The organism is Flavobacterium sp. SOK18b (genome assembly GCF_014156605.1).
In the GTDB taxonomy this organism is placed as follows: Bacteria; Bacteroidota; Bacteroidia; order Flavobacteriales; family Flavobacteriaceae; genus Flavobacterium; species Flavobacterium tiangeerense.
Window position 1 is genome coordinate 26,107 of sequence record NZ_QKNZ01000096.1, and the last position, 7,023, is coordinate 33,129.

At 35.5% G+C, this 7,023-nt stretch carries 15 protein-coding genes; all 15 read right to left on the reverse strand.

The window, feature by feature from the left end; genetic code table 11:
• Positions 1–16 precede the first annotated feature (16 nt).
• The 15 genes from rpsH to rplC all read right to left on the reverse strand — a co-directional run bounded on the left by rpsH (position 17) and on the right by rplC (position 6,826).
• Positions 17–415, reverse strand: a complete 399-nt coding sequence (gene rpsH, locus DNC80_RS13170; protein WP_086452756.1) for a 30S ribosomal protein S8 — start codon at positions 413–415, stop codon at positions 17–19.
• Between the two features lie 122 nt (positions 416–537).
• Positions 538–807 (reverse strand): 30S ribosomal protein S14, encoded by a 270-nt coding sequence (rpsN, locus tag DNC80_RS13175; protein WP_026707007.1) that lies wholly within the window; start codon positions 805–807, stop codon positions 538–540.
• Between the two features lie 3 nt (positions 808–810).
• A complete protein-coding gene (gene rplE / locus DNC80_RS13180; RefSeq protein WP_086452757.1) occupies positions 811–1,362 on the reverse strand; it encodes a 50S ribosomal protein L5 in 552 nt (183 codons plus the stop codon).
• A 2-nt stretch (positions 1,363–1,364) separates the two neighbouring features.
• Positions 1,365–1,679, reverse strand: coding sequence for a 50S ribosomal protein L24 (gene rplX / locus DNC80_RS13185; RefSeq protein ID WP_144893898.1), 315 nt, complete (start codon positions 1,677–1,679; stop codon positions 1,365–1,367).
• Positions 1,680–1,690: 11 nt separating this feature from the next.
• On the reverse strand, positions 1,691–2,059 hold the full coding sequence (gene rplN, locus DNC80_RS13190; protein WP_026717863.1) for a 50S ribosomal protein L14: 369 nt from the start codon (positions 2,057–2,059) through the stop codon (positions 1,691–1,693).
• 2 nt (positions 2,060–2,061) lie between these two features.
• Complete coding sequence (rpsQ, locus tag DNC80_RS13195) at positions 2,062–2,322, reverse strand: 30S ribosomal protein S17 (RefSeq protein ID WP_086452759.1); 261 nt, start codon at positions 2,320–2,322, stop codon at positions 2,062–2,064.
• 17 nt (positions 2,323–2,339) lie between these two features.
• On the reverse strand, positions 2,340–2,525 hold the full coding sequence (gene rpmC / locus DNC80_RS13200; RefSeq protein WP_086452760.1) for a 50S ribosomal protein L29: 186 nt from the start codon (positions 2,523–2,525) through the stop codon (positions 2,340–2,342).
• Between the two features lie 13 nt (positions 2,526–2,538).
• Positions 2,539–2,964, reverse strand: a complete 426-nt coding sequence (gene rplP / locus DNC80_RS13205) for a 50S ribosomal protein L16 (protein ID WP_007803637.1) — start codon at positions 2,962–2,964, stop codon at positions 2,539–2,541.
• Between the two features lie 18 nt (positions 2,965–2,982).
• Entirely contained in the window at positions 2,983–3,741 is a 759-nt protein-coding gene (gene rpsC, locus DNC80_RS13210) for a 30S ribosomal protein S3 (RefSeq protein WP_035668118.1), read from the reverse strand.
• Positions 3,742–3,746: 5 nt separating this feature from the next.
• Entirely contained in the window at positions 3,747–4,160 is a 414-nt protein-coding gene (gene rplV / locus DNC80_RS13215) for a 50S ribosomal protein L22 (RefSeq protein WP_035668120.1), read from the reverse strand.
• Between the two features lie 6 nt (positions 4,161–4,166).
• The gene (gene rpsS / locus DNC80_RS13220; protein WP_007136562.1) at positions 4,167–4,445 is read right to left on the reverse strand and encodes a 30S ribosomal protein S19; all 279 of its coding nucleotides are present in this window, start codon (positions 4,443–4,445) and stop codon (positions 4,167–4,169) included.
• Positions 4,446–4,451: 6 nt separating this feature from the next.
• Positions 4,452–5,276: a 50S ribosomal protein L2 gene (gene rplB, locus DNC80_RS13225; RefSeq protein ID WP_144893902.1), complete on the reverse strand. Its 825-nt coding sequence runs from the start codon at positions 5,274–5,276 to the stop codon at positions 4,452–4,454.
• Between the two features lie 6 nt (positions 5,277–5,282).
• Complete coding sequence (gene rplW, locus DNC80_RS13230) at positions 5,283–5,573, reverse strand: 50S ribosomal protein L23 (RefSeq protein ID WP_073370568.1); 291 nt, start codon at positions 5,571–5,573, stop codon at positions 5,283–5,285.
• Positions 5,574–5,579: 6 nt separating this feature from the next.
• Positions 5,580–6,209: a 50S ribosomal protein L4 gene (gene rplD / locus DNC80_RS13235; RefSeq protein WP_144893904.1), complete on the reverse strand. Its 630-nt coding sequence runs from the start codon at positions 6,207–6,209 to the stop codon at positions 5,580–5,582.
• Positions 6,209–6,826 (reverse strand): 50S ribosomal protein L3, encoded by a 618-nt coding sequence (rplC, locus tag DNC80_RS13240; RefSeq protein ID WP_072945403.1) that lies wholly within the window; start codon positions 6,824–6,826, stop codon positions 6,209–6,211. The genes rplD and rplC overlap by 1 nt, the downstream gene beginning before the upstream one ends.
• Positions 6,827–7,023: the final 197 nt, after the last annotated feature.

Consider the following 7,023-nt stretch of genomic DNA (forward strand, 5'->3'; position numbering starts at 1 on the left):
TATTATAGTCTTTAAATTAGTATACGTAACAAATTACTTCACCACCTACATTCAATTGCTTTGCTTGTTTACCAGTCATCAAACCTTTTGAAGTAGAAACAATAGCAATACCTAAACCATTTAAGATTCTTGGTATATTAGCAGAACTTGAATATTTACGTAAACCTGGTTTACTAATTCTCTGAATATCTTTGATTACAGACTCTTTAGTATCTTTATCATACTTCAAAGCGATTTTGATAGACCCCTGAACAGCGTTGTCTTCAAATTTGTAACTCAAAATATAACCTTGATCAAATAAGATCTTAGTTATTTCTTTTTTTAGATTAGATGCAGGAATTTCAACAACTTTGTGGTTTGCGGCCACAGCGTTACGAACTCTTGTCAAATAATCAGCAATAGGATCTGTATACATGTGTATTAATTTGCGGTCTTGGTTTTCAACAAACGATTTATTGAACCTTAAACCAATTTATAAATATTAAAGATACAGACTAAACAAATGTTAAGTCTGTATCTGAAAGCAAAACTATGCTATTACCAAGATGCTTTTTTCACACCAGGAATTAATCCGTTATTTGCCATTTCACGAAATGTAACACGTGAAATACCAAATTGACGCATATAACCTCTTGGTCTTCCAGTTAATTTACAACGATTGTGTAAACGAACAGGTGAAGCATTTTTTGGTAACTTTTGCAAACCTACGAAATCTCCAGCTTCTAACAAAGCTTTTCTTTTCTCTGCATACTTTGCAACCGTTTTTTCTCTCTTAACCTCACGGGCTTTCATTGATTCTTTAGCCATGTCTTAGTTCTTTTTAAAAGGTAAACCTAATTCTGTTAATAACGACTTAGCTTCTTTGTCAGTCTTTGCGGTAGTTACGAAGGTAATATCCATACCAGAGATTTTATTAACTTTGTCAATATCAATTTCTGGAAAAATAATTTGTTCTAAAACACCAAGGTTATAATTTCCTCTACCATCAAAACCTGTAGCCTTAATTCCGCTAAAATCTCTTACGCGAGGTAATGCAGAAGTAATAAGTCTATCAAGAAACTCATACATTCTTTCTCCACGCAAAGTAACTTTAGCACCAATTGGCATTCCTTTTCTCAATTTAAAAGACGCAACGTCTTTCTTAGAGATAGTTGAAACTGCTTTCTGTCCAGTGATCTTTGTCAACTCATCAACTGCATAGTCAATAAGTTTTTTATCAGATACAGCTGCACCAACTCCTTTACTTAAAACGATTTTGTCCAATTTAGGAACTTGCATTACGTTTACGTATCCGAATTCCTCTTTAAGAGCAGCAATTACTCTGCTCTTATATTCTTCTTTTAGTCTAGGTATATACGCCATTACTATAGTACTTGATTAGATTTTTTTGAAAATCTTACTTTCTTATCTCCTTCTACTCTAATACCTACTCTTGTTGCTTCCTTAGTTTTAGGATCAATTAAAGAGATGTTAGATATTTGTATTGGAGCTTCTTTCTTTACAATACCACCTTGAGGGCTTTTTGCACTTGGTTTCGTATGCTTAGAAACCATATTAACACCTTCAACAATTGCTTTGTTCTTTTCACGATCAACGCTTACTACTTTACCTTCAGCACCTTTATGGTCTCCAGCAATTACTCTAACGATGTCACCTGATTTTATTTTTAGCTTTATCATCTTAAAACGAATTAAAGCACTTCTGGTGCTAATGATACAATTTTCATGAATTGTTTTTCACGAAGTTCTCTTGCTACCGGACCAAAAACACGAGTTCCTCTCATTTCACCAGCAGCATTCAATAATACGCAAGCGTTATCATCAAATCTAATGTATGAACCATCGGCTCTTCTTACTTCTTTTTTGGTACGTACAACAACTGCAGTTGAAACAGCTCCTTTTTTAACGCTTCCGTTTGGAGCAGTATCTTTGATAGAAACTACAATCTTGTCACCAACAGAGGCATACCTTCTTTTGGTACCTCCTAAAACACGGATAGTTAAAACTTCCTTTGCTCCAGTGTTATCTGCTACTTTTAGTCTTGATTCTTGTTGTACCATAATTATTTAGCTCTTTCTAAGATTTCAACTAACCTCCAACATTTTGTTTTACTTAAAGGACGAGTCTCGCTAATCCTTACAGTATCTCCAACGTTACAGTCGTTCATTTCGTCGTGTGCGTGATACTTTTTAGTTTTCAACACGAACTTACCGTATAATGGGTGTTTTACTTTACGAACTTCAGCAACAACAATAGATTTATCCATTTTGTCTGAAGTTACAACACCAATTCTCTCTTTTCTTAAATTTCTTTTTTCTTCCATCTTTCAGCAGACTACAGTTATTGTCTTTTAGTAAGTTCAGTAGCTAATCTTGCAACAGTTCTTCTCACACCTCTAATTTGAAGTGGATTCTCAATTGGTGAAATAGCGTGAGCCATTTTAAGATCAGCATATGTTTTCTTAGTCTGGCTAAGTTTCTCTTGCAACTCTGCTGCAGAAAGATTTTTTATTTCTGATTGTTTCATAATATAGTATAAATTATGCTTCGAAATCTCTTGCAACAACAAATTTAGTTTTTACTGGAAGCTTTTGTGCTGCTAGACGTAACGCCTCTTTAGCAACTGACAAAGGTACTCCTCCAACTTCAAACATAATTCTTCCGGGTTTAACAACGGCTGCCCAGTATTCAACTGCACCTTTACCTTTACCCATACGTACCTCAAGAGGTTTCTTTGTGATTGGTTTGTCTGGAAATATTTTGATCCATAATTGTCCCTCTCTTTTCATGAAACGAGTGGCAGCAATACGAGCCGCTTCTATTTGACGAGAAGTTAAAAACATTCCATCTTCATGTACAGATTTAATACCAAACATTCCATTAGAAAGTTCATGCCCTCTTTGAGAGTTCCCTTTCATTTTACCTTTCTGTACCTTACGGTATTTTGTTCTTTTAGGCTGTAACATTTTTCTTTAATTTAAAAATTACTTTCGTTTACGAGCGTCTGGTTTTCCACCTTTGTTAAAAGGTTTTCTGTCTCCTCTTGGAGAATCACCACCTTTACCTCCAGCACCAGATTGTTTTTTGTCCATTCCGGCTAGTGGAGAAAGATCTCTCTTTCCATAAACTTCACCTTTCATGATCCATACTTTGATACCCATTCTACCATAAGTAGTATGAGCTTCAGCCAAAGCATAATCAATATCAGCTCTGAAAGTTGATAGAGGAATTCTACCTTCTTTGAAACCCTCTGAACGAGCCATCTCAGCACCATTCAAACGACCAGAAATCAAAACTTTGATACCTTCTGCGTTCATACGCATAGAAGCAGCAATAGCCATTTTGATTGCACGTCTGTAAGAAATTCTGCTTTCGATTTGACGACAGATGCTTGTAGCAACTAGATACGCGTCAAGCTCAGGTCTTTTAATTTCAAAGATGTTAATTTGAACCTCTTTGTCAGTAATTTTCTTAAGTTCTTCTTTCAACTTGTCTACCTCTTGTCCACCTTTACCGATAATAATACCAGGTCTAGCAGTAGTGATAGTAACGGTTACAAGTTTTAAAGTTCTCTCGATTATTACTTTAGATACACTAGCTTTTGATAAACGAGCATGGATATACTTTCTGATTTTGTGATCTTCGGCAAGTTTATCACCGTAATCATTTCCACCATACCAGTTTGAGTCCCATCCTCTGATGATACCAAGTCTGTTTCCAATTGGATTTGTCTTTTGTCCCATGCTGCTTAAGAATTGCTTTGTGTGTTATTGATAGCCCCTAACACGATTGTAACGTGATTAGAACGTTTTCTTATTCTATGTGCTCTTCCTTGTGGAGCTGGACGAAGTCTTTTCAACATCATTCCACCATCTACACGGATTTCCTTAACAAATAAACCAGCTTCTTCCATATTAGCTTCAGGGTTTTTTGCTTGCCAGTTAGCAATTACAGATAAAACCAATTTTTCTAATTTTCTTGAAGCTTCTTTAGAACTAAATCTTAGTATGTTAAGTGCTCTTTCTACCTTCTGACCTCTTACTAGATCTGCTACTAAGCGCATTTTTCTAGGTGAAGTAGGGCAGTTATTTAACTTTGCGAAGGCCAAAGACTTATTTGCCTCTTTTCTTGCATCTGCTGTTTCTCTTTTACGAACTCCCATTGCTTCTTATTTTTTACCTTTATTTTTTGCTCCAGCATGACCTCTAAAAGATCTCGTTGGTGAAAATTCTCCTAATTTGTGACCTACCATGTTTTCAGTTACATAAACCGGTACAAATTGACGACCGTTGTGAACTGCGATAGTTTGTCCAACAAAATCTGGAGTAATCATAGAAGCTCTAGACCAAGTCTTAACCACTCCTTTATTTCCACCTGCAATATTTTCTTGAACTTTCTTGTCTAATTTATAATGAACAAAAGGTCCTTTTTTTAATGAACGTGCCATATCTTATTATTTCTTTCTACGTTCTACGATATACTTGTTACTCGGGTTTTTCTTAGAACGTGTTCTATAACCTTTTGCTGGTATTCCATTTCTTGAACGTGGATGTCCACCAGAAGAACGTCCTTCACCACCTCCCATTGGGTGATCTACAGGGTTCATTGCTACAGGTCTTGTTCTAGGTCTTCTACCTAACCATCTAGTTCTACCAGCTTTACCAGAAACAACTAATTGATGATCAGAGTTAGATACAGCTCCAATAGTTGCAGAACAAGTTAACAAGATCAATCTTGTTTCACCTGAAGGCATTTTAATTGTAGCGTATTTACCATCTCTTGCCATTAATTGAGCAAAAGTTCCAGCAGAACGTGCAATAACTGCACCTTGACCTGGTCTCAATTCAATACAAGAAATTACAGTTCCTAGTGGAACTCTACTTAAAGGTAAAGTATTACCAATCTCAGGTTGAGATTCTGGACCAGAAACAAGTTTCTGACCAACTTTCAATCCGTTTTGAGCGATAATATAAGTTTTCTCACCATCAGCATAAGCTAATAAAGCGATAAATGCAGTTCTGTTAGGATCATATTCGATTGATTTAACCGTAGCAGGAATTCCTTCTTTAGTACGTTTAAAATCAATAATACGATATCTCTGCTTGTGACCACCACCCGTATAACGCATGGTCATCTTTCCTTGACTATTTCTACCACCAGAGTTTTTTATCGGCGCTATCAAAGAGCGTTCCGGCTTATCAGTTGTAATGGCGTCATAACCATTCACAACTCTAAATCGCTGACCTGGGGTAATAGGTTTTAATTTTCTTACTGACATTTTATCTTAGATATTGTTGTAAAAATCAATTGTTTCTCCTTCTTGTACTTGAACAATCGCTTTTTTAATTGCATTTGTCTTTCCACTGATTAAACCACTTTTAGTGTATTTAGTAGTTCTATCTGGTCTCACATTCATTGTGTTAACACTAACAATAGTTACACCATAAGCAGCCTCAACAGCTTTCTTAATTTGAACTTTGTTTGCTTTTCTGTCAACAACGAATCCGAAGCGGTTTAAAACTTCACTTTCTTTGGTTACTTTTTCCGTTACTATAGGCTTAATAATGATGCTCATATCCTATTATTTACTTAAATTTTCTTCAATTATCTCCAAAGAACTCTCTAAAAGCACTAAATTATTAGCGTTTAATATAGCGTAAGTGCTTAATTCTAAGCTACTTACAACGCTAGAGCTTTTTAAATTACGTGACGACAAATATACATTTTTATTTGAATCACCCAATACAAAAAGGGATTTTTTATTCTCTAACTCTAAAGCTTTCAAAACGTTGATGAAATTTTTAGTGTTTGGAGTTTCAAAATTAAAGTCTTCAAGAACGATAATGTTTGACTCTTTAGCTTTGATAGAAAAAGCAGATTTTCTTGCTAAACGCTTTAAGTTTTTATTCAATTTGAAAGAATAACTTCTTGGTCTTGGACCAAAAACGGTTCCCCCACCTTTAAATAAAGGGTTTTTAGCACTACCAGCACGGGCTGTACCTGTACCTTTTTGCTTTTTTATCTTACGAGTACTTCCAGCAACTTCAGCTCTTTCTTTAGCTTTGTGCGTTCCTTGTCTTTGATTAGCAAGATATTGCTTTACATCAAGATATACTGCGTGATTGTTTGGCTCTATACCAAATACTGAATCAGAAAGTTGAACTTTTCTTCCAGTATCTTTTCCGTTGAAATCTAATACTTTTGCTTCCATTACTTCTGAATGATTACATAAGAGTTGTTATGACCAGGAACACATCCTTTAATAACAAGTAGGTTCTTTTCAGCCACTACTTTTAAAACTCTAAGGTTTTGAACTTTTACATTGTCTCCTCCCATACGTCCAGCCATACGCATTCCTTTGAATACTCTAGATGGATAAGAAGAAGCTCCCACAGAACCTGGCGCTCTTAAACGGTTGTGCTGACCGTGAGTTGCTTGACCAACACCACCAAAACCGTGACGTTTTACAACCCCTTGAAAACCTTTACCTTTAGATACACCTTGTACATCTACAAATTCACCTTCAGCAAAAATAGAAACATCAATAAGATCTCCTAATTTTTGTTCAGTTGCAAAATCTTGGAATTCAACGACTTTTTTCTTAGCTACAGTTCCAGCTTTTTTAAAGTGACCTAAAGCCGCTTTTGTGGAATGTTTCTCGTTTTTGTCATCGAAACCTAGTTGCAACGCTTCGTACCCGTCAACACCTTTGGTTCTGACTTGGGTAACAACACATGGACCTGCTTCGATTACTGTACAAGGAATATTCTTCCCGTTTTCGTCGAAAATACTAGTCATGCCGATTTTTCTACCAATTAACCCAGACATAAATATTAATTATTAATTACTAAAACTCCCTTCAATTTAAAAACAACAGCTGTTCTCAAACAGGGAGTGCAAAAGTATACATTAAAATCGAATATACCAAACAGTTACAAAAATTAAATAACTCATTATCAAAAAACAAACTTTTAAAAATTAAATAATCAATCGCCCCACCATACAACACACCCTTAGATTGATGC